The organism is Microbacterium aurantiacum (assembly GCF_021654035.1).
Classification (GTDB): domain Bacteria; phylum Actinomycetota; class Actinomycetes; order Actinomycetales; family Microbacteriaceae; genus Microbacterium; species Microbacterium aurantiacum.
On sequence record NZ_JAJPDW010000002.1, the window covers coordinates 139,613 to 159,366 of the forward strand.

21 protein-coding genes are annotated in these 19,754 nt (G+C 71.3%); 17 read left to right on the top strand and 4 right to left on the bottom strand.

Annotated elements, in window-relative coordinates; translation table 11 throughout:
* Positions 1 to 125 precede the first annotated feature (125 nt).
* On the top strand, positions 126 to 1,592 hold the full coding sequence (locus LTL01_RS06120; protein ID WP_236967830.1) for a M23 family metallopeptidase: 1,467 nt from the start codon (positions 126 to 128) through the stop codon (positions 1,590 to 1,592).
* A 97-nt stretch (positions 1,593 to 1,689) separates the two neighbouring features.
* Here LTL01_RS06120 and ppa read toward each other — a convergent pair whose 3' ends face one another.
* Entirely contained in the window at positions 1,690 to 2,223 is a 534-nt protein-coding gene (ppa, locus tag LTL01_RS06125; RefSeq protein ID WP_053546539.1) for an inorganic diphosphatase, read from the bottom strand.
* 159 nt (positions 2,224 to 2,382) lie between these two features.
* Between ppa and tilS the strand changes: the two genes are divergently transcribed.
* The 12 genes from tilS (at position 2,383) to lysS (ending at position 13,544) form a co-directional block, all read left to right on the top strand.
* The gene (gene tilS, locus LTL01_RS06130; protein ID WP_236967831.1) at positions 2,383 to 3,378 is read left to right on the top strand and encodes a tRNA lysidine(34) synthetase TilS; all 996 of its coding nucleotides are present in this window, start codon (positions 2,383 to 2,385) and stop codon (positions 3,376 to 3,378) included.
* 45 nt (positions 3,379 to 3,423) lie between these two features.
* Positions 3,424 to 3,975, top strand: a complete 552-nt coding sequence (gene hpt, locus LTL01_RS06135) for a hypoxanthine phosphoribosyltransferase (protein WP_053546537.1) — start codon at positions 3,424 to 3,426, stop codon at positions 3,973 to 3,975.
* Positions 3,976 to 4,143: 168 nt separating this feature from the next.
* Complete coding sequence (gene ftsH / locus LTL01_RS06140; protein ID WP_053546536.1) at positions 4,144 to 6,153, top strand: ATP-dependent zinc metalloprotease FtsH; 2,010 nt, start codon at positions 4,144 to 4,146, stop codon at positions 6,151 to 6,153.
* 9 nt (positions 6,154 to 6,162) lie between these two features.
* Positions 6,163 to 6,750 (top strand): GTP cyclohydrolase I, encoded by a 588-nt coding sequence (folE, locus tag LTL01_RS06145; protein WP_236967832.1) that lies wholly within the window; start codon positions 6,163 to 6,165, stop codon positions 6,748 to 6,750.
* Positions 6,751 to 6,761: 11 nt separating this feature from the next.
* Positions 6,762 to 7,583 (top strand): dihydropteroate synthase, encoded by an 822-nt coding sequence (gene folP / locus LTL01_RS06150; RefSeq protein ID WP_272877850.1) that lies wholly within the window; start codon positions 6,762 to 6,764, stop codon positions 7,581 to 7,583.
* Positions 7,556 to 7,930: a dihydroneopterin aldolase gene (gene folB / locus LTL01_RS06155; RefSeq protein ID WP_236967834.1), complete on the top strand. Its 375-nt coding sequence runs from the start codon at positions 7,556 to 7,558 to the stop codon at positions 7,928 to 7,930. The genes folP and folB overlap by 28 nt, the downstream gene beginning before the upstream one ends.
* A complete protein-coding gene (gene folK, locus LTL01_RS06160) occupies positions 7,927 to 8,460 on the top strand; it encodes a 2-amino-4-hydroxy-6-hydroxymethyldihydropteridine diphosphokinase (RefSeq protein WP_236967835.1) in 534 nt (177 codons plus the stop codon). Before folB ends, folK begins: the two co-directional genes overlap by 4 nt.
* Positions 8,457 to 8,972, top strand: a complete 516-nt coding sequence (locus tag LTL01_RS06165; protein WP_236967836.1) for a DUF3180 domain-containing protein — start codon at positions 8,457 to 8,459, stop codon at positions 8,970 to 8,972. Before folK ends, LTL01_RS06165 begins: the two co-directional genes overlap by 4 nt.
* Positions 8,973 to 8,979: 7 nt before the next feature.
* Positions 8,980 to 9,537: a PH domain-containing protein gene (locus LTL01_RS06170; RefSeq protein ID WP_236967837.1), complete on the top strand. Its 558-nt coding sequence runs from the start codon at positions 8,980 to 8,982 to the stop codon at positions 9,535 to 9,537.
* On the top strand, positions 9,534 to 11,231 hold the full coding sequence (locus tag LTL01_RS06175; RefSeq protein WP_236967838.1) for a PH domain-containing protein: 1,698 nt from the start codon (positions 9,534 to 9,536) through the stop codon (positions 11,229 to 11,231). Before LTL01_RS06170 ends, LTL01_RS06175 begins: the two co-directional genes overlap by 4 nt.
* Positions 11,228 to 11,935, top strand: a complete 708-nt coding sequence (locus LTL01_RS06180; RefSeq protein ID WP_236967839.1) for a DUF2520 domain-containing protein — start codon at positions 11,228 to 11,230, stop codon at positions 11,933 to 11,935. The genes LTL01_RS06175 and LTL01_RS06180 overlap by 4 nt, the downstream gene beginning before the upstream one ends.
* A gap of 82 nt (positions 11,936 to 12,017) precedes the next feature.
* Entirely contained in the window at positions 12,018 to 13,544 is a 1,527-nt protein-coding gene (gene lysS / locus LTL01_RS06185; protein ID WP_236967840.1) for a lysine--tRNA ligase, read from the top strand.
* Positions 13,545 to 13,563: 19 nt separating this feature from the next.
* Here lysS and LTL01_RS06190 read toward each other — a convergent pair whose 3' ends face one another.
* Positions 13,564 to 14,733: a DUF4192 family protein gene (locus LTL01_RS06190; protein ID WP_236967841.1), complete on the bottom strand. Its 1,170-nt coding sequence runs from the start codon at positions 14,731 to 14,733 to the stop codon at positions 13,564 to 13,566.
* Between the two features lie 119 nt (positions 14,734 to 14,852).
* On the opposite strand from LTL01_RS06190, the gene LTL01_RS06195 reads away from it, so the two are divergent.
* The 4 genes from LTL01_RS06195 (at position 14,853) to LTL01_RS06210 (ending at position 18,648) form a co-directional block, all read left to right on the top strand.
* Positions 14,853 to 15,056, top strand: a complete 204-nt coding sequence (locus LTL01_RS06195) for a hypothetical protein (RefSeq protein WP_236967842.1) — start codon at positions 14,853 to 14,855, stop codon at positions 15,054 to 15,056.
* Between the two features lie 52 nt (positions 15,057 to 15,108).
* Positions 15,109 to 16,575 (top strand): cardiolipin synthase, encoded by a 1,467-nt coding sequence (cls, locus tag LTL01_RS06200; RefSeq protein WP_236967843.1) that lies wholly within the window; start codon positions 15,109 to 15,111, stop codon positions 16,573 to 16,575.
* Between the two features lie 79 nt (positions 16,576 to 16,654).
* Entirely contained in the window at positions 16,655 to 17,401 is a 747-nt protein-coding gene (locus tag LTL01_RS06205) for a hypothetical protein (protein ID WP_236967844.1), read from the top strand.
* Between the two features lie 269 nt (positions 17,402 to 17,670).
* A complete protein-coding gene (locus LTL01_RS06210; protein ID WP_236967845.1) occupies positions 17,671 to 18,648 on the top strand; it encodes a putative endonuclease domain-containing protein in 978 nt (325 codons plus the stop codon).
* Between the two features lie 112 nt (positions 18,649 to 18,760).
* Here the strand turns inward: LTL01_RS06210 and LTL01_RS06215 are convergent, their stop codons facing one another.
* The gene (locus LTL01_RS06215) at positions 18,761 to 18,988 is read right to left on the bottom strand and encodes a helix-turn-helix domain-containing protein (RefSeq protein WP_236967846.1); all 228 of its coding nucleotides are present in this window, start codon (positions 18,986 to 18,988) and stop codon (positions 18,761 to 18,763) included.
* A complete protein-coding gene (locus LTL01_RS06220; RefSeq protein ID WP_236967847.1) occupies positions 18,985 to 19,605 on the bottom strand; it encodes a hypothetical protein in 621 nt (206 codons plus the stop codon). The genes LTL01_RS06215 and LTL01_RS06220 overlap by 4 nt, the downstream gene beginning before the upstream one ends.
* Positions 19,606 to 19,754 lie beyond the last annotated feature (149 nt).

Here is a 19,754-nt window from a genome sequence, read left to right on the forward strand (position 1 = left end):
GTGGGGGGCGCACACTGAGTTCGCGGATGCCGCGTCCCGACGTCGGTTGTGCCGGAAAAAACCGTTGCGAAAGTGACGTGTGTTGCTAGTGTGATCGATGTTTGCGACGCGGGAGGGAGGTTGCCGTGCACTCCGACGACGCATCAGACGATTGCGGCTGCGCCCCCACTGCCGCAGAGCGCGCGCGCCTCTGGCCCGTGGTCAATCGCCGCAACGCCCTCGGGCTCGGCCTGATCGGCGCGGTGACCCTCGGCACCCTCGCGGGACCGATGATGCCGGCCGCCTTCGCCGCCGACTACCCGACGTGGGACGACGTCAAGCGTGCGCGCGCGAACGAAGCAGCCAAGCGCGGCGAGATCTCCCGCATCGAGGGCCTCATCCGTTCGCTCGCCGATGACGTGACCGCCAAGCGCGCCGAGGCCGAGCGCCTCGCCGACGAGTTCTACGTCGCGCAGCAGGAGTACTTCGCCGCTGCCTACCGCGCGGACCAGCTCCAGGCCGAGGCCGACACGCAGGCGGCGGCCGCCGTCGATGCGGCCAACAAGGCCGGGCGCGTCGCCGCGCAGCTGTACCGCCAGGGCGGCGACGACACCTCCCTCGAGCTCTTCTTCGCCGGGTCCGCGGCATCCGCCGACGATCTGCTGTCGCGCCTCGGCACGATGGACAAGCTGATCCAGCGGAACCAGGCCGTGTACGCCGAGGCGATCACGGCGCGGGACTCCGCGCAGAACCTCAGCGACCTCGCGAAGCAGCAGCGCGCCGAGCGCGACCGTCTGCAGCGCATCGCGGAAGAGAAGATGGTCGCCTCGCAGCAGGCTGCCGCGGCCGCGGAGGCGGCGCTGCAGGCCGAGCAGAGCAACCGCGTCCGCCTCGAAGCGCAGCTGGCCGCGCTCCGCGACACCACGAGCAAGACCGTCGCTGAGTACGAAGAGGGCGTCCGCGTCCGCGAGGAGGCCGAGCGCAAGGCCCGCGAAGAAGCCGAGCGCCGTGCGCGGGAGGAGGCCGAGCGCCTCGCCCGCCTCGAGCGCGAGCGTCTCGCCCGCGAGCAGCGTGAGCGCGAGCAGGCCGCCAGCAACGGCGGGGGCAACTCCGGCGGCGGTGGCGGAGGCGGTGGCAACTCCGGCGGCGGCGGTGGAGGCGGCGGCAACTCCGGCGGCGGCGGTGGAGGCGGCGGCAACGGCTGGGCCCGCCCGTCGGCCGGGTGGCGCACGTCCGGGTACGGACCGCGGTCGGTGCAGTGCGGATCGGGCTACTGCTCCAGTAACTTCCATTACGGCGTCGACCTCGCGGCCGGCTGCAGCGCAGGGATCTACGCCGCCGCGGCGGGCACCGTGGTCTACTCCGGCTACAACGGCGGCTACGGCAACTACATCAAGATCGACCACGGCGGCGGCATCAGCACCGGCTACGCCCACATCCGCTCGGGCGGGCTGTTCGTCGGCTACGGCCAGCGCGTCGGCGCCGGGCAGCTCATCGCCGCCGAGGGCAACACCGGCAACTCGTTCGGCTGCCACCTGCACTTCGAGGCGTACGTCAACGGCGGCACCGTGAACCCCATCGACTTCCTCGCCGCCCGGGGCGTCTGGGTCTGAGCGTCGCCGCGTCTGCGGAAGGTTCGACGCCTGCGATCGGCGGGAGAAAAAGGGGCGCCGGCTCGCGCCGGTCACCCCTTTCCCGATCGGATGCCGATCAGAGCGTCGTGGGAGCTTCGCCCTCACCCTGGGTCTTGGTGCGACCCTCGTGCTCGTCGAAGCGCTCGAAGGCTTCGGCCACGAGGCGCTCGGCCTCGGCGGCGTTCGCCCACTGGTCGACCTTGACCCACTTGCCGGGCTCGAGGTCCTTGTAGTGCTCGAAGAAGTGGTTGATCTCGTTGCGGGTCCACTCGTCGATGTCGTCGACGTCCTGGATGTGGTTCCAGCGGGGGTCCTTGGCCAGGACCGCGACGACCTTGTCATCGCCGCCGGCCTCGTCGCTCATCTTGAGCACGCCGACCGGGCGGACCTTGGCGAGGACGCCGGGGTAGAGGTCGCGGTCGAGCAGCACGAGCACGTCGAGCGGGTCGCCGTCCTCGCCGAGGGTGTTCTCGAAGAACCCGTAGTTGCTGGGGTAGCCCATGGGGGTGAACAGGACGCGGTCCAGGAACACCCGGCCGGTGCCGTGGTCGACCTCGTACTTCACGCGGCTGCCGCGCGGGATCTCGATGACGGCGTCGTATGCGCCCATGCTGGTCTCCTTCGAAGAGGGGTGAATGCCGCGCATCAGCCTACCGTCGGCCTCGATCCGTCGAAGATGCGGGGGATCCGGGGGGTTCGGCGCGCGGCCGGTGGCCGAAAGGCGCCTCCGTCACGCGTTCTCGACGGCGCGGGCCGCTAGCGTGGGCGCGTGGACGAGCGACGACCGAGCCTTCATCCCGCCGTCGCCGAGATCCGGCGGGCGGTGCGCGCGGCTCTGGCCGACCTCGACCCGAAAGCGACGGTCGTCGTCGCGCTGTCCGGCGGCGCCGACTCCCTCGCCCTCGCCGCGGCGGTGGCCTTCGAGGCGCCGCGCGCCCGCCGCGACGCCCTCGCCGTCATCGTCGATCACGGTCTTCAGGAGGCCTCGGCGGCGGTCGCGGCATCCGCTGCCGAGAGGGCCCGCGGCCTTGGCCTCGCCGTCCGTGTCGTCCGTGTCGACGTCGGCGATGAGGGCGGCCCGGAGGCCGCAGCCCGGTCGGCGCGGTACGGGGCGCTCCGCACCGAGGCCGCCGAGCGCGCGCCTGCGGTGATCGTCACCGGACACACCCTCGACGACCAGGCCGAGACGGTGCTGCTGGGGCTCGCTCGCGGGTCGGGAGCCGCGAGCCTGCAGGGGATGGCGGCGGTCTCCGACCTCGACGGCGTTCCCCTCGTCCGGCCACTTCTCGACGTGCGCCGCGAGACCACCCGCGCCGCCTGCACCGCTCAGGGACTGTCGTGGTGGGACGACCCCCACAACACCGACGACCGATTCGCGCGGGTGCGCGTGCGTGAGCGGGTGCTGCCGGCGCTCGAGGCCGAGATCGGCCCCGGGATCGCCGTGGCCCTCGCCCGGACGGCCGCGCAGCTGCGCGAGGACGCCGCGGCGTTCGACGAGATGATCGCCGAGACCATCGAGGACATCGTCGAGCCGGCCGAAGCCGGGATCGCGGTGTCGGTGGCGGCGCTCGCGGCCAACCCGGCCGCCCTCCGCCATCGCATCATCCGCCACGTCGTGGCCGCCGAGTTCCATCAGAGCCTCACTCGCGCGCAGACCCTCGAGGTCGCGCGTCTGGTCACCCACTGGACGGGTCAGGGGCCCATCGATCTCCCCGGATGCCGCGCCGCCCGCGTCGGCGGTCGCATCGAGGTCACCGCCCGCTGACGCGCACCCGTCGCCGAACCGGCGTCCGTTCCTTAGACTCGGGGGATGCGCGCGGCCGACATCTCCGACGACCTGACCGACGTTCTGGCGACCGAGGAGGAGATCCTCGCCAAGCTCGACGAGGTCGCCGCCGCCGTCGCTGCCGACTACGAGGGCAAGGACCTCGTGCTCGTCGGCGTCCTCAAGGGCGCGATCATGGTGATGGCCGACTTCTCGCGGGCCCTCCCGACCCTCGTGCCCATGGACTGGATGGCGGTGTCCTCGTACGGCGCCGGCACCAAGTCGAGCGGTGTCGTGCAGATCCGGAAGGACCTCGACACCGACCTGTCAGGCAAGCACGTGCTCATCGTCGAGGACATCATCGACTCGGGCCTCACCCTCAGCTGGCTGCTGGAGAACTTCTCCTCCCGCGGAGCCGCGTCGGTGGAGGTGTTCGCCCTCTTCCGGAAGCCGGATGCCGCCAAGGTCGAGGTCCACTGCCGCTACGTCGGCTTCGACATCCCCAACGACTTCGTCGTGGGCTACGGCCTCGACTACGACGAGCGCTACCGCAACCTCCGCGACGTCGCGGTGCTCGCCCCGCACGTCTACTCCTGACCGGCATCCGCTCGGCCGGGATCCGCCCGGAGGGGCCCGGCGATTTCGCCACCGGCGAATGTTCAGGCCGGGCATAGGCGCCGCGGGATACCCTGAACGCACCGTCGCCGGGGCGTGGTGCCCCCGGAAGGACGTCGGCCGACGAAGGGACCGGGCACACGCCCGACTATGGACTTCAAGAAGATCGCGCGCAACCCGCTGTTCTACGTGCTGGTGATCGGACTCCTGCTGATCGTCGGGTTCTCCCTCATCTCCAGCCTCGGGGGCGCGAAGCAGATCACCACGCAGGAGGGCCTCGAGCTCCTCCGCGGCGACACCGTGACCGAGGTGGTCAACACCGACGGCGACCAGCGCGTGGACATGACCCTCTCCGACGCCTACGACGGCGCGACCGAGGTGCAGTTCTACTACGTCTCCGCCCGCGCCGACGAGGTGGTGCGCGCGATCGACTCCGCCTCCCCGACCGACGGCTTCAACGACGTCGTCCCCCGCGCGACGTGGTTCGACGGCTTCCTCTCCCTCCTCCTGCCGATCCTGCTGCTGGGTCTGCTGTTCTGGTTCCTGCTGTCCTCCGCCCAGGGCGGCGGCAGCCGGGTGATGCAGTTCGGCAAGTCCCGCGCGAAGCTCGTGACGAAGGAGATGCCGCAGGTCACCTTCGCCGACGTCGCCGGATCCGACGAGGCGATCGAGGAGCTCGAGGAGATCAAGGACTTCCTCAAGGACCCGACGAAATTCCAGAACGTCGGCGCCCGCATCCCGAAGGGCGTGCTGCTGTACGGCCCTCCCGGAACCGGCAAGACGCTCCTCGCCCGCGCGGTCGCGGGTGAAGCGGGTGTGCCGTTCTACTCGATCTCGGGTTCGGATTTCGTCGAGATGTTCGTCGGCGTCGGCGCGAGCCGCGTCCGCGACCTGTTCAACCAGGCCAAGGAGAGCGCGCCCGCGATCATCTTCATCGACGAGATCGACGCGGTCGGTCGCCACCGCGGCGCCGGCATGGGCGGCGGTCACGACGAGCGCGAGCAGACCCTGAACCAGATGCTCGTCGAGATGGACGGCTTCGACCCCAAGGCCAACGTCATCGTCATCGCCGCGACGAACCGCCCCGACATCCTCGATCCCGCCCTCCTGCGCCCGGGACGCTTCGACCGACAGATCGGCGTGGACGCGCCCGACCTCAAGGGCCGCAAGCAGATCCTCGAGGTGCACGGACGCGGCAAGCCCCTGGCCGACGGTGTCGACCTCGAGGTCGTGGCCCGGAAGACACCCGGCTTCACCGGTGCGGACCTCGCGAACGTCCTGAACGAAGCCGCCCTGCTGACGGCGCGCTCCAACGCCCAGCTCATCGACAACCGTGCCCTCGACGAGGCGATCGACCGCGTGCTCGCCGGCCCGCAGCGCCGCACCCGCGTCATGAAGGACCGCGAGAAGCTGATCACCGCGTACCACGAGGGCGGTCACGCGCTCGCCGCGGCCGCGATGAACCACACCGACCCGGTCACGAAGGTCACGATCCTCCCGCGCGGCAAGGCGCTCGGCTACACGATGGTGCTGCCGCTCGATGACAAGTACTCCGTCACCCGCAACGAGCTCCAGGACCAGCTGGCGTACGCGATGGGCGGCCGCGTGGCCGAGGAGATCGTCTTCCACGACCCCACCACCGGTGCCTCCAACGACATCGAGAAGGCGACGAGCATCGCCCGCAAGATGGTCACCGAGTACGGCATGACCACGGATGTCGGACCCGTCAAGCTCGGGCAGTCCTCCGGCGAGGTCTTCATGGGCCGTGACATGGGGCACGGCCGCGACTTCTCCGAGCGCATCGCCGAGCGCGTGGACGCCCAGGTCCGCGCCCTCATCGAGCAGGCGCACGACGAGGCCTACCGCGTGATCAACGCCAACCGCCACGTCCTGGACCGCCTCGCCCTGGCGCTCCTGGAGAAGGAGACGCTCGACCACCTCGAGCTCGCCGAGATCTTCACCGACGTGCAGAAGCTCACCCCGCGCCCGCAGTGGCTCTCCAGCAACGACCGTCCGGTCTCGCAGCAGCCTCCGGTCGAGGTGCCCAAGCGCGCCGTGCCCGTCGATGTCGCGGCATCCGTCGAGGCGGCGCCGGAGGGCGAGCCCGAGAAGGCCGCCACGCGGCAGCCGTCCGGTCAGGCGCGCCCCGCGACCGCATAGGCTCGGTGCGTGGCCGTCGATCGTGAACGGGTCTCCGCTCTGGTGAGGGACCTGCTGGAGGCGATCGGGGAAGACCCCGATCGCCCCGGGCTCAAGCACACACCGCAGCGGGTCGCCGACGCCTACGCCGAGTTCTTCGGCGGCGTGGGGGAGGACCCGGCGGCGCCCCTCGCCCACACGATCTCGGTCTCGCGCGGCCCTGCTCCCGAGACGCTGCCCTCGGGTGCGGTGATGCTGCGCGACATCCTCTTCCGTTCGGTCTGCGAGCATCACCTCCTGCCCTTCCGCGGGCACGCGCACATCGCGTACCTGCCCGGTGAGCAGGTCGTCGGCCTCGGTGCCCTCCCGAAGGTGGTCGACATCCTCGCCGCCCGCCCGCAGGTGCAGGAGCGCCTCGGCGAACAGATCGCCGACGTCATCACCGCGAAGCTCGACGCGCGGGGCGTCCTGGTCGTCCTCGACGCCGCGCACGAATGCCTCACGATGCGCGGAGAACGCCAGCCCGACGCCTCGACTGTCACCATCGCGGCACGCGGCGCGCTCGCCGAACCCGCCGCCCGCGCCGAAGTCGTCCTCCTCCTCGGAGCGCGCCCGTGACGGCGCTCATCATGGGCGTGGTGAACGTCACCCCCGATTCGTTCAGCGACGGCGGACGCTTCCTGGATGCCGAAGCCGCCGTCGCGCACGGGCTACGCCTGCGGTCCGAGGGCGCGGCGATCCTCGACGTCGGCGGAGAGTCCACCCGGCCCGGGGCCGAGCGGGTGACCCACGAGGTCGAGCAGGAGCGGGTGCTGCCGGTGATCGCGGAGCTGACGAGGCAGGGGGCGGTCGTCAGCATCGACACGCTCAATGCCTCCACGGCGGCCGCCGCCGTCGCCGCCGGGGCGCGCCTGGTCAACGACGTCTCGGGCGGCCTCGCCGACCCGGACATGCTGGCCGCCGTGGCGGAGTCCGGTGCCGACGTCATCCTCGGCCACTGGCGGGGGCCATCGTCCGAGATGTACGCCCGCGCCCAGTACGACGACGTGGTCGGCGAGGTCGTCTCCGAGCTCGGCGCCCGCATGGAGGCCGCGGCCCACGCCGGCATCCCGCCCGCGCGGGTGCTGGTGGACCCCGGCATCGGGTTCGGCAAGCGCGGCGAGCAGAACTGGGCGACGCTGCGCGGGTTGTCGCGCATCGTCGCGATGGGCCCACGAGTCCTCGTCGGCACGAGCCGCAAGCGCTTCCTCGCCGAGTCGCTCGCGGACGATCCCGGCGACGCGTCGATCGAGAGGCGCGACCTCGCCACCGCCGTCACGAGCGTCCTGGCCGCGCAGGTCGGGGTGTGGGGCGTGCGCGTCCACGACGTGGCCGCCACCCGCGACGCGCTCCTCATCGCCGAACGCTGGAAGGGAGATCACCGATGGACGTCGCCGATCGCATCACGCTGAGCGGGCTCCGGGTCTTCGGATACCACGGCGTCTACGACGACGAGAAGCGCGACGGACAGGACTTCGTCGTCGACCTCCGGCTCGACCTCGACACCCGCCCCGCCGCCGCGAGCGATGACGTCGCCGACACCGTCCACTACGGCGAGCTCGCGGCATCCGTCGCCGCGGTCGTCGCGGGCGACCCGGTCGACCTCCTCGAGACCCTCGCGCAGCGCATCGCCGACGTCGCGCTCGCCGACGACCGCGTCGCGCGGGTGGAGGTCACGGTGCACAAGCCGCAGGCGCCCATCGCCCTGCACTTCGACGACGTCTCGGTGACCATCGCACGCTCCCGGGCCGCGGCATGAGCCGGCGCCTGGCCGACGGCATCCCAACGGATCCGCCTCGCCCGGATCGCCCCGTCGAAACGGCGATCGTGGCGCTCGGCGCCAACCTCGGCGACCGCGTGGAGACGCTCGAGGCCGCGGCGGCCGACATCCGTCGCCTGCCGCTCGTCGACGGGATCCGCGTCTCGCCGGCGGTCGAGTCCGTCGCGGTCACGCTGGACGGGCCGGATGCCGAGGCCCCGGCCTACCTCAACGCGGTCGCGATCGTCCGCACCCGCCTCGCGCCGACGGTGCTGCTCGGGTACCTCCACGCCATCGAGGCGCGCCACGGGCGCGTCCGCCGCGAGCGGTGGGGCGACCGCACCCTCGACCTCGACCTCATCGCCTTCGGCGACGTTCGCAGTGACGCCCCCGCACTCCTCCTGCCGCACCCGCGCGCGGCCGAACGCGACTTCGTGCTCGAGCCGTGGCTCGCTCTGGATCCGGATGCCGTCCTCCCCGGTCGCGGCCGGGTCGACGCCCTGCTGGCCGACCTCCGGAACCGGCGATGAACCGCACCGGGGCGGGGGTGCTGATCGTCGCCGCGGTGCTCGGCGGTGCCGCGGGGTTCGTGCTGAACCAGGTGCTGACCGCGACCGGGCGGCCGACCTTCACCCCCATGGTGTCGCTCCCGATCCTCCTGCTCCTCCTCGGCGCGGTCGTGGTGGTGCTCGCCGTGCCGATCCGCCAGGCGACACGCGGACGCGGGCGGGCGGCGCTGAATCCCTTCCGGGCGCTCCGGATCGCCATGCTCGCCAAGGCCTCCAGCATCGTCGGCGCCGCGATCGGCGGATTCGGTCTGGGGCTCCTGGCCTTCCGTGCGACGCTCCCGGTGGCGCCGTCGGTAGGCTCGGTGGGCACGCTCATCGCGACCGCCGTCTGCGGCGCGGTCCTCATCGCGGCGGCCCTCGTGGCCGAGCACCTGTGCACCATCCGGAAGGACGACGATGACGAACAGCCCGGAGCCGGAGGCCCCGGTCCCCACGACCCCCTCGGAGCCGGACCCGGCGAACCGACCCACTGAGACCGCCGTGCCCGCGTCGACCACGGCGCCGGCGCCGACCGCCGAGCCCGAGACGTTCGACCGCATCGTCGAGTCCCGCTCGGCGTCGCGGCTCGTGCTCGCCGAGGGCGTCTGGCACCAGATCTCACCCCGCTACGTGTGGGTGCAGCTCCTGTCCTCGGGTGTCGTCCTCCTTCTCGCCGTGGCGGCGACCCTCGTCCTCGCGCTCGCCTTCGGGCAGCTGTGGGCGTACATCCCCGGGGGGATCTTCACGGTCATCATGGTGTGGACGCTCGCGATCCTCCCGCGCCAGGCGCGGGCGATCGGCTACCGGTTGCGCGAGGACGACCTCGTGTTCCGCCGCGGCATCCTGTGGCAGCGTTTCGTCGCCGTCCCGTACGGCCGCATGCAGCTCGTCGACATCACGCACGGTCCGCTCGACCGCGCGTTCGGCATCGCCCAGCTGAAGTTCGTCACCGCCGCCGCGGCGACCGGCGTCACGATCCCGGGGCTGCCGCAGGAGACCGCCGACACGCTGCGCGACCACCTCGTCGAGGTCGCCGAGAGCCGGCGCACCGGCCTATGACCGCTTTCGATCCGAACGTCGATCCGGACGCGGGTCCGGGCGCGGCACCGAGCGCGGGCCCCGGCGCCCCGCCGCCCGCGCTCGTGCGCTCACCGCTCAGCGACGGCGAGTGGCACCGGCTGCACCCCCTCACTCCGCTGCTGCGCGGCGGACTTTTCCTCCTCGTCGTCATCGGCATCGTCGTGGCGAACCTCCGCGACCGGCTGATCGCGATCTTCTTCCCATGGTCCGGTGAGGACGGCGTGGATGTCGACATGCAGGGCGACCCGGTCGACTTCGTCATCGACAACAACCTCTACCTCGTCGCGCTCCTCATCGTCGTCGGGGTGCTCGCCGTCCTCGTCGGCGGGTTCTACCTCTCCTGGCGCTTCCACACCTTCCGCATCACCGATGACGACGTGGAGGTGCGCAGCGGCATCCTGTTCCGCACGCAGCGCCGTGCTCCGCTGGATCGCGTGCAGGGCGTCAACCTCACGCGGCCGATGATCGCGCGCCTGCTCGGGATGGCGAAGCTGGAGGTGATCGGCGCCGGAGCCGACGGCAACGTGCGCCTGGAGTACCTTTCGACCGAGAACTCCGAGGCGGTCCGCGCCGACATCCTGCGCCTGGCCTCGGGGCAGCGGCTGGCGGAGGAGAGCGCACGGCGCGAGGCGGCCGGTTCGCGGGTCGCGGCGCTCGGTCAGACGGTCTCGCGAGGGCTGACCGGACTCGTCGAGGGCGAGGAGGCCCCCGTCGCCGAACCGGAATCGGTGGTGGACATCCCGGTGGCGCGACTGATCCTGTCGCACGTGATCAGCCCGACCACCGTGATGCTGATCGTCGGTGTCGTCGCCGTGTCCATCGGCGCCGTCCGCGGGACCCCGTGGCTGCTGTTCGCGATCGTGCCGGGTCTCATCGGTGTCGGGGCCTACTGGGTGCGTTCGATCATCCGCTCGCTGCGGTACTCGATCGCGCCGACACCCGACGGCGTGCGGATCACCTTCGGCCTGCTGACCACGATCACCGAGACGGTGCCGCCGGGGCGGATCCACGCGGTCGAGATCACACAGCCGATTCTGTGGCGCCCCTTCGGCTGGTGGGCGATCCGGATCAACCGCCTGAGCGGACGCAACGCCGCCGACACCTCGGCCGATCAGTTCACCACCGCACTCCCGGTCGGCACGGCCGCCGACGTCGAGCGTGTTCTGCGGCTGCTGCAGCCGGGCGTGCCGGCGGACGAGTGGCACATGATCGTCACGCAGGGGATGGTCGGGCCCGGCCGTCGACCGGCTCCTGTCGGTGAGGACGACGCCGAAGCGACGGATGCCGCCCCGGACGGGTTCCGGACCTCCCCGCGTCGCGCGTGGCCGCTGCGGCCCCTGTCGTGGCGACGCAACGGCTTCCGCGTCACCCCGGACCTGCTGCTCCTGCGTCGCGGGCTCATCTGGCGTCGCCTCGCGATCGTGCCGCTGGCGCGTCTGCAGTCGATCGGCATCGATCAGGGCCCCCTCGACCGTGCCCTGCGGGTCGCCGGGCTCCGGGCGCACATCGTGTCGGGTCCGGTCTACGCCTCGCTCGGGGCGATCGACCGCGATGAAGCCGTCGCCGCCTTCGACGACATCGCGCACGCCGCCGTCGCCGCGGCGGGTGACGACCGGTCGCACCGATGGGCGGAGTACCTCGAGGCACCGGTTGATCCGGAGCGCGGGTCGTGAACCGCGACGGCCGCCTCGGCGTCGGCATCGTCGGCGCCGGCCGCGTCGGGCCCGTGCTCGGTGCGGCGCTCGCGGGCGCGGGGCACGCGCTCGTGGGCATCACCTCGGGCTCCGATCGTGAACGCGTCGAGGCGATCCTCCCCGACGTACCGGTCCTCGATGCTCCGGAGGTCGTGCGGCGCAGCGAACTGGTCGTCCTCGCCGTGCCGACCGCCGAGCTCCCCGGGCTCGTGCGCGGGCTCGCCGAGACCGGGGCCTGGCAGCCCGGGCAGCTCGTCCTCCACACCGACCCGGCCTCGGGGGTCGGCATCCTGTCCGATGCGGCCGCACGCGGGGCCATCCCCCTCGCCATCCACCCCGCGATCGCGTTCACCGGCACCTCGATGGACCTCCGGCAGCTGCACGGCGCCTTCGCCGCGGTCACGGCACCCGGGCCGGTCCTGCCCATCGCCCAGGCCCTCGCGGTCGAGATGGGGTGCGAACCCGTCGTCATCGCCGAGGAGGACCGCGCGGCCTACGCGGAAGGCATCGCCACAGCGACGACCTTCTCCCGAGAGATCGTCCGGCAGTCCACCGGTCTGCTCTCCCGTGCGGGGGTGCCGGAGCCGGGTCTTTACCTCTCCTCTCTCGTGCATTCCACGATCGATCACGCGCTCGCCGGCTCGCGCGCCGCGCGGGATGCCGAGCCGCCGAGCGAGTCCTGAACGCGCGGGCCGCGGCATCCGTCGGCGCGGGTCCACGGGTCGCCCGCCGGTAGACTTGCCCGGTCTTCCGAGGAGCCCCCACATGTCTGACACCGCACCCGACGCCGCCCCCGCGCCCGAGCCGACCGAAGAGGACGTCTTCGAGCAGAAGGCGGTGCGCCTGGCCAAGCGCGAGCGCCTCATCGGCGAACGAGCGGATGCCGCGGGCGGTGCGTACCCGGTGACCGTCCCGGTCACCGACACGATCCCGGCCCTGCGGGCTCGTTTCGGCGACCTCGAGGCGGGTGCCGAGACCGGCGTGACCGCGTCCGTCGCGGGCCGCATCGTGTTCAGCCGCAACACCGGCAAGCTCTGCTTCGCGACGCTCCAGTCGGGCGACGGCAGCCGCGTCCAGGCGATGGTCTCCCTCGCACAGGTGGGCGAGGAGTCGCTCCAGGCGTGGAAGGAGCTCGTCGACCTCGGCGACCACGTCTCGGTCACGGGCGAGGTCATCTCCAGCCGCCGCGGCGAGCTGTCGATCATGGTCACCGCGTGGCAGATCGCGGCGAAGGCGATCCTGCCGCTGCCGAACATGTACAGCGAGCTGAGCGAGGAGAGCCGCGTGCGCTCGCGCTTCCTCGACCTGATCGTCCGTGATCGGGCGCGGGAGACGGTCGTCGCCCGCTCGACCGTCAACGCCAGCCTCCGCTCCACGTTCGCCGCCCACGACTTCGTTGAGGTCGAGACGCCGATGCTCCAGGTGCAGCACGGTGGTGCCTCCGCCCGCCCGTTCATCACGCACTCCAACGCCTTCGACACCGATCTGTACCTGCGGATCGCGCCAGAGCTCTTCCTGAAGCGCGCCGTCGTGGGCGGAATCGACCGCGTCTACGAGATCAACCGCAACTTCCGCAACGAAGGCGCCGACTCCACGCACAGCCCCGAGTTCGCGATGCTCGAGGCCTACCAGTCGTACACCGACTACCGGGGGATCGCCGACCTGACGCAGGAGCTCATCCAGAACGCCGCGGTCGCGGTCGCCGGATCCACCACCGTGACGTGGGCGGACGGCACCGAGTACGACCTCGGCGGCCAGTGGGATCGCCTCTCGATGTACGACTCGCTGTCGGCGGCGGCGGGCCGCACGCTCTCGCCCGAGACGCCGTACGACGACCTCGTCGCCCTCGCCGAGGAGCACGGCGTGGAGCTCCCGCCGCACCCCATCCACGGCAAGCTCGTCGAGGAGCTGTGGGAGCACTTCGTCAAGCCGACGCTCACGCGCCCGACGTTCGTCATGGACTTCCCGCTCGACACCAGCCCGCTCGTCCGTGAGCACCGCTCGATCCCCGGCGTGGTCGAGAAGTGGGACCTGTACGTCCGCGGTTTCGAGCTGGCCACCGGCTACTCCGAGCTCGTCGATCCCGTCATCCAGCGCGAGCGGTTCGTCGAGCAGGCCAAGCTCGCCGCCCGGGGCGACCTCGAGGCGATGCGCATCGACGAGGAGTTCCTCCGCGCACTCGAGCACGGCATGCCCCCGACCGGCGGCATGGGCATGGGGATCGACCGGCTGCTGATGGCGATCACGGGCCTCGGCATCCGCGAGACGATCCTCTTCCCGCTGGTCAAGTAGCACCGGCGGTCTCGCCGGGTCAACGCCGCCCGACGGCACGGAACGCCCAGTCGGGCAGATGCCCCGCCGCGACGAACGAGAGCACGATCTCGGCGAGCCCGTGTTCGGGATCGAGGTCGAGGGCGTGGCGCGCGTGCACCTCGGCGTGCGTCGAGCGCCCCAGGGCCCACGCGAGCCAGGCGCACACCGCGAGGGCTCCCGCTTGCGCGTCCGGCGGGGCGCACGCCGCGAGCCGGCGCACGACCTCCAGCGCGCGGACGAGTCGGCGGGGCTGGGGCTGCGCGCCCTCGCCCCACAGGTGCATCGCGAGGTGCGGCGGGTACTCCTCGCCCGATTCCCACCGGCGCTGCGCCTCGAGAGCCTCGTCGCCGCCCTCGATGTCGCTGCACCACTGCACGAGGGCGACGTCGCGCAGGGAGGGCCGCGCGAGGCACCACAGCAGCGTCGCGGCGGGCACGGCGTCCAGTGCGGTGGGATCCCAGTCGAGGGCGTCCTCGTAGAGGGTCGGGACGTCGTCGAGCGCGCACGCGGCCATGAGCGACTGCGGGTCGACGCGTGCCCAGGCGACATCGTCCGGATCGTCGGTCTCCGCCGGACTGTCGTCGCCGGCGGCCGGGCCGCCGCACAGGATCCGGAGCGCGCGGTGGAGGCCGGTGAGGGCCTGCGCGATGCGTGCGCGTTCGGCCGATGACACCGCAGGAAGCTCCGCGCCGCTCACCCCGTCCGTACGGAGGGCGGGGGCGTCGCGCGGGGCCGCGGCGTCCACGTCGATCCGTTCCAGCGGCAGACCCTCGGGCGGCAGCGGCTCCAGCGTCGTGGATCCCCAGCCGTCCGCGGCCACCACGAGCGCGTCGGGCAGGGCGAGACCACACGCGTCGGCGCGGCGGGCGACGGCATCGAGCAGCTCGCGATGCGGCATCCCCGCGGCATCCGCGAATCGCTCGTCGGTGTAGACGATGGGCACCAGGCCGTCGGCGCCGGCGACGCGGCACACCATGCCGACGACCGTCGCCGAGACGCGGTCGACCGCGTCGTGTTCGCCGCCGGGCAGGTCCACGCGCATGACTCCGAGACTTCGACCGCCGGTGAAGGGCACGACGACCAGGCTCCGCGACGGCGCGAAACCCATCAGGTGGGGGACGAGGGAGAGGAACCCGGCGGGGTCGCCGACGGTCACGGTGGTTGTCATGGATCGAGGATGCGGGCGGGCGCCGGACAGGATCGGTCTGTCCACAGCATCCGTGCCTCTGGGGGTCGATCCCTCCGGATCCGGGCACCTGGGGAGGAGCGGGCGCGTATCCTGTACAGGTGGAGAACTTCTGGCTCGCGGTGACCTGGTCGCTTCTGCCGACCATCGTCGTCGCAGGGGTGTTCTTCTTCGTGCTGCGCAGCGTCATCCGCGCCGACCGCAACGAGCGCAAGAGCTACGCCCGCATCGAGGCGCAGGAACGCGCCAAGCGCGGTCTCCCGCCCCGCGAACCCGCGGCATCCGCGACGGCGTCCGAGCGCTGAGCCCCCCGCCCACTACGCTGGGCACACGCGCGCGGCGCGGAAGGGGGGACGGGTGACCAACGTCACGATCGACGCGACCTGGTGGGTCATCGTCGTCTTCGTCGTGGACATCGTCATCCGCGTCACCGCGATCATCATCGTCCCCCGTAATCGGCGCCCGACGGCGGCGATGGCGTGGCTCCTCGCGATCTACTTCATCCCGCTGGTCGGGGTGTTCCTCTTCCTCCTCATCGGCAACCCGCGGCTTCCGCGCAAGCGCCGCCGCAAGCAGCGCGACATCAACGAGTACATCCACGACACGAGCGCCTCGCTCGACTTCGGCACACTCCGGCCTGATGCGCCGGACTGGTTCACCTCGCTGGTCACGCTGAACCGCAACCTCGGCGCCATGCCGCTGGCGGGCGACAACGGTGCGACGCTGATCGCGGACTACCAGGAAAGCCTCGACGCGATGGCCGACGCGATCCGCGAGGCCACGCGCTACGTGCACGTGGAGTTCTACATCCTCCAGTCCGATGCCGCGACCGACAACTTCTTCCGCGCCCTGGAGGAGGTCGCCGCGCGCGGCGTCGTCGTGCGCGTGCTGCTGGACCACTGGGCCAACCGGGGCAAGCCGTTCTACAAGCAGACCCTTCGACGGCTCGACGCGATGGGCGCGCACTGGAAGCTCATGCTCCCGGTGCAGCCGCTCAAGGGCAAGTATCAGCGGCCCGACCTCCGCAACCACCGGAAGCTCCTGGTCGTCGACGGTCGCGTCGCCTTCACCGGATCGCAGAACGTCACCGACTCCACCTACAACCTGCCGAAGAACATCAAGCGCGGGCTGCACTGGGTCGACCTCATGGCGCGCATCGAAGGACCGGTCGTCGCCTCGATCAACGCGGTGTTCCTCTCCGACTGGTACAGCGAGACCGACGAGATCCTCACCGACGAGATCGACCTGTTCTCGGTCGAGTCGGGACCGGGCGACCTCGACTGCCAGATCATCCCTTCCGGCCCCGGATTCGAATTCCAGAACAACCTCAAGCTCTTCGCGGGTCTCCTCTACGCCGCCCAGACCAAGATCATCATCGTCAGCCCGTACTTCGTCCCGGATGAGGCGCTGCTCCTCGCCGTCACCACGGCGTGCCAGCGCGGCATCCAGGTCGAGCTCTTCGTGTCGGAGGAGGGCGACCAGGCCCTCGTCTATCACGCGCAGCGCAGCTACTACGAGGCGCTGCTCCGCGCGGGCGTGAAGATCTGGATGTACCAGAAGCCGTACATCCTGCACTCGAAGTCCATGACGATCGACGACGAGGTCGCGATCATCGGCTCGTCCAACATGGACATGCGCTCGTTCGGTCTGAACATGGAGATCTCCATGCTCGTGCGCGGCGAGGAGTTCATCGACGAGATGCGCAAGGTCGAGGCGACCTACCGCTCGCTCTCGCGGGAGCTCACCCTCGAGGAGTGGATGCGGCAGCCGCTGCGCTCGACCGTCCTCGACAACCTCGCCCGGCTGACCTCCGCACTGCAGTGAGACGATCCGGCGGCGGGTGACACCTTCTAGAGGAGGATGCCGCGGCCGCGGCATCCGGCGCGATCGAGAGGCGAACGAGATGACGCGACGGCGGATGGTCCTTTCCGGGTTCGGGGTGGCCTCGGCTCTTGCCCTGGCGCTGGCGGGATGTGCAACGCCGGCGGGAACCGGGGGCACCGGGGGTGCGACGACGGAGCCGGCACCGGCCCCGGATGCGTCGGCGCCGGTCACGGTCGAGGTCGACGCCGCGTGGCTCGACGACGGCCGGTCGATCGGCATCGTCACCCAGGGCTCGTCGACGTGCATTCCGATGGCCGAGGAGCCCACGTTCGCGGACGGTGTGCTGACGGTGACGCTCGTCGAACCGGAGAACACCGCGTGCACGCGGGATCTCGTGCCGCGCGTGAGTCTCGTGGGCGTTCCCGAGGGGGTCGATCCCGCCGAGGACCTCGACATCGTGGTCACCGGCGAGGGGTACCAGGGGGAGGTCGAGCTCGACGGGGTGACCGGGCTCGCCGGCCCCGGGGGTGAGACGCAGTACGCGCCGAGCGCGGGCTGGACCGACACGGACGGCCAGTTCGTCATCCTGACCTGGGGTTCGTCGAGCTGCCCGCCGGTGTTCCAGGAGGTCGTGGCGACGGGCCCCGCCGAAGTCACCGCGACCGTCGAGGAGCCACCCGCCGACCAGGTCTGCACGATGGACATGGCTCCGCGCGCCGCCGTGCTCGTCGTGGACGGGGTGGAGGCGGACGACGGCGTCGAGCTCGTCCTCACCGGCTCGCCCGAGTTCGCCGACGCCCGCACGCCCATCCTGGGTTCGAACTAGCCCCGCGCCCCGCGCCCCGCGCCCCGCATCCCGCATCCCGCGTCCCGCGCTCCGCATCCCGCGCCCCGCGCCCCGCGCCGCCGAGCCGGCGGCTCCACCCGGCGCCCTGTCTTCACTTGTCGCGTCCTGCGGGTGTTGCAGCCTCGGACCCGCACATGGCGCCAAGTGAACAGGGGCGCGGGTCCTCCACAGGAGGTGCTCGCCGCCGGTTCTCCACCAAACGTGTCTGAAGGAGCGTTTGCGCGCTTCGGCGCTGTCAATCTCGCAGCGTGAAACGTTCCCCGCTCCCCGACGGCGTCACCGGTCCGTTCTCCGTCGCGGCGGCGCGGGATGCCGGTGTGCCCGCTTCGCGACTGCGCGCCTCTGATCTGCGCACGCCGTTCCGAGGGGTCCGCACTCTTCACACCGACACCAGCGACGATGCACGGGCATCGGTGCGTCGCCGAGTGCGGGAGTACGCCGAGGTGATGCCGGCGTCGCAGTTCTTCTGCCTCGCCACCGCATGCGTCCTCTGGGGAGGTCCGATTCCGCCCGGACTGCTGCGGCACCGTGATGGGGCGGGCGGCCTTGTTGAGCGACCTCTCGACGTCGGCGTCTTCCTTCCGGATCGTGCGTCGCGCACCCAAGGTGTCCGCGGGCGCTCCATCGCCCCCGGCTGGGCGGAGGTCGTCACCGCGCCGGTCGACGGCATCCGCCTGACGTCGCCGGCATCGACGTGGGCGATGATGGGGCAGGTGCTCTCAGAGGATGAGCTGGTGATCCTCGGTGACGCCCTCGTGCGGATGCCGGAGCGGGATGCCGACCCCCCTCCGCTCGCGACCATCGACGACCTCCGGCGCGCGGTCGAGGTGGGTCGTCGGCCCGGGGTCTTGCGGATCCGCGAGGCTCTCCCCCTCGTGCGCACCCGGGCATGGTCGCCCCAGGAGACGCGGACCCGTCTCGTTCTCGTGCGCGACGGCGGACTTCCCGAGCCCGAGCTGAACTGGCCCGTCCTCGTGGGCGGTCACCTGGTCGCGAACATCGATCTCGCCTACCCCGACTTTCTGCTCGGCTTCGAGTACGACGGCGAGCATCACATGACGGATGCCGAGCAGTGGGCCAAGGACATCCGCCGCGCCGAGATGCTGGCGGATCTCGGCTGGAGCATCATGCGCGTGACGAAGCGCGATCTCGACACCCTCCGCGGCCCGTTCATCGCCCGCGTGCGCTCCCGTGTGCTTGGCGCCGTCCGCCGTCACTCGATGTGACCCCCCCCGTCCCATCCCGTCCCCTCCGTTCACTTGTCTCCTCTTGCGGGTGTCGCGCCCTCGCACCCGCAAGAGGCGACAAGTGAACGGAAGGAACAGAAGGAGGGAGGGGTCAGGCGCGGGCGAGGAGGTCGCCTACCTCGCAGTCGAGGGCTCGGCAGATGGCGGCGAGGGTGGAGAAGCGCACCGCGCGGGCGCGGTCGTTCTTCAGCACCGAGAGGTTGACCACGGACACCCCGACGAGCTCCGACAGGCGGGTGAGGGTCATCCCGCGTTCGGCGAGCAGCTCGTCGAGCCGGCAGTGGATGCCGCTCGGGCCCTCGTCCTCGGCGGGGCTCACACCAGGCCCTCGGTCTCTCGCTGCAGCCTCGCCCCGACGGAGAAGACGGTGGTCGCGAGTGCCGCGACGAACGCCGCGACGATGAAGGTGAGCGGCTGGACCGTCAGGATCACGTTCTCGAACGTGCCGTCCGACAGCGCCGCGAAGGCGCCGTTGGCGGCCATGTTCCCGAAGAACGGGTACAGGGAGATCCCCAGGAAGCCGGCGACCGATGCGGTCCCGACGTAGACGGTGTGCCGCTTGCTGAACACCACCCCGCGCAGGATGCCGAGCGAGAGGAGCACCAGCATCGCCGTGACGACGATGACCACGGTCATGAGGACCAGTTGCTGCGCCGCCAAGGCCGCGATGGAGGCCGACGGCAGGTCGGGCACGCTCAGCACCGCGGTGTCGAGGCCGACCGTCACGGGAGCGCCGTCCACGCCGATCGGCGCCTGCGCGGGGGTGCCGGCGAACTCGGCCATGACCTCGATGGCGCCGCCGCCGAGCGCCTCCGAGAGCCGGATAACCGCGCCGATGACGGTGATCGCCGCGAGGATCACCCCGGCTCCCATCAGCACCACCACGCCCACGCGGTCGGCTCCCGAGAGGGCGCCGGGTGTTGCAGACGAGGACATCTCGCACCTCCATATCGATGAACGTTATTAACGACAATCGTTAACTTATCGATTTTCGATACGAAGTCAACCCTCGGATGCCGCATCCGCCCGCGACGGTATGCCCACGGCGAACACGGGCATGCGGCATCCGCCTGCTCGTTACCCTC